At 58.4% G+C, this 1,910-nt stretch carries 1 protein-coding gene and 1 pseudogene; both read right to left on the reverse strand.

From position 1 onward, the window contains the following. Positions 1-128, reverse strand: a pseudogene (locus tag WBV42_RS10125) (polyprenyl synthetase family protein); the annotation flags it as partial. A gap of 1 nt (position 129) precedes the next feature. Further along, positions 130-1,476 (reverse strand): ribonuclease J, encoded by a 1,347-nt coding sequence (locus WBV42_RS10130; protein WP_253229046.1) that lies wholly within the window; start codon positions 1,474-1,476, stop codon positions 130-132. Between the last annotated feature and the right edge of the window lie 434 nt (positions 1,477-1,910).

Raw genomic sequence — 1,910 nt, forward strand, 5'->3', positions numbered from 1 at the left:
GCCTCGTAGAGACGCTCCGGTTCGACTATCGGGAGTTCGCGCTCTATCGCTTCGTTAACGAGTTCGCGGCGCTGCCTAACTGTCTCCGTGACGAGTTCTTCGCGTGATTCCGTACTCGCGTCTGTCATTTCACTCCACCAGCTGAATGAGGTTACCGTTCCGCGTTACGTGAAGGTCACGACCGAGACGGTAGCCTTGTGACTCACAGAGGTCCACGTACGGCGCGAAGCCTTTCATGTCCTGGTGAGCCGGGATGACGTGTTGTGGTTGCAGTGCGTCGAGCATCTGGTAGTGGCCTTCCTCTCGAAGGTGGCCGGAAACGTGGACGTCGTCGTAGATGCGTGCACCCTGCATCTTCAACAGACGCTCGGACTGGTAGCGCTGGCCTTCGTTCGTCGGCTCTGGAATGACGCGAGCCGAGAAGACGACTTTGTCGCCGTCTTCCAGCTGATACGGCGTCTCGCCGCGACCCATACGGGTCAACATTGCGCGTGGCTCGCCCTGGTGGCCGGTCACGATTGGGAGGTAGTTCTCCTTGCCCTCCTTCATGATGCGTTTGAACGTCCGGTCCACGGATTTCCGGTGGCCGAACATGCCGACTTCCTCGGGGAAGTCGACGAAGTTCAGGCGTTCCGCGGTGCCCGAATACTTCTCCATCGAGCGGCCGAGCAGGACCGGCGTCCGACCGATGTCCTGTGCGAACTCGACGAGGCTGGTCACGCGGGCGATGTGGCTGGAGAACGTCGTCGCCACGATACCGCCGTCGTAGTCCTCGATGCTGTACAGTACGTCTTTGAGGTGTCGGCGAGCGACGGATTCGCTCGGGGTTCGACCCTTGCGTCCCGCGTTCGTACAGTCCTCGATGTACGCGAGGACGCCCGGCCCTTCGCGGCCGATCTCGCGGAAGCGCTTCATGTCGATGGGGTCGCCGAGAACCGGCGTGTGGTCCATGCGCTTGTCGAGGCCGTACACGATGGCACCCTCCGGGGTGTGAACCACGGGGTTGATCGCGTCGATGATGGAGTGAGTGACGTTGACGAATTCGAGTTCGACCTCGTCGCTCAACTGCATCGTCTCGCCCGCGCTCATCTTCATGAGGTCGTTTTCGACCCCGAACTTCTCCTCACCCTGGATCTGCTGTTTCACCAGTTCGATGGTGAACGGGGAGGCGACGATGGGCGCGTTGTATCGGTGCGCCAGTTTGCTGATCGCGCCGATGTGGTCCAAGTGACCGTGTGTCGGAACGATAGCTTTCACGTCGCCTTCCAGATCGGACATGACGCGGTCGTCCGGGATCGCGCCCATGTCGATGAGGTCGAGGCTGTGGAGTTTCTCTGTTTCGACGTTATCGTGAAGCAGCACCTTCGACAGGTTCAGACCCATGTCGAAGATGACGACATCGTCGCCCGCGCGGACGGCAGTCATCTGCCGTCCGACTTCTTCGTAGCCGCCAATTGTTGCGATTTCGATTTCCATAGTTTGCTTTCCTCAAGCATTGAAACGTCACACGGCGTGACGGTTGCGTTGCTCACTGAAATCCTCGCGGGGCCGCGAGCGTCAGACCCCGGCGTCTTACAGCACGTCGGTCTGGCACTCGCGCGCAGCGGGATGCCGCACACCCGCGAGTTGCCCAGTCTGCTCCCACCTACGTCCCGGGGTAATAAAAACTGCCGGGATTGTGTCTCTCGTAGAAAAAGTTGCGGCGTGGGGGACAGTTGGTTTCAATATTATTCACATTTCATGAAACATGTTCTAGCGAAGAACGTCATCCTGTGTTCGAGTTTCTACCTGACAATAATATTGTTTTAGGCACACCTAAAAGCAGAGTCACTAAATAGGTTAGGTCGACCTGAAATGTGTGGTTCAGCAACGAACGTCGAGATGGGGATTACTCAAGATCGGTGTGGGAG

Origin of the sequence: Haladaptatus sp., from assembly GCF_049589095.1 — an archaeon.
Classification (GTDB): Archaea; Halobacteriota; Halobacteria; order Halobacteriales; family Haladaptataceae; genus Haladaptatus.

What these genes read in the sequence shown, in the direction of transcription:
- WBV42_RS10130 (WP_253229046.1), bottom strand. Translation starts at nt 1,476, where the DNA reads ATGGAAATCGAAATCGCAACAATTGGCGGCTACGAAGAAGTCGGACGG.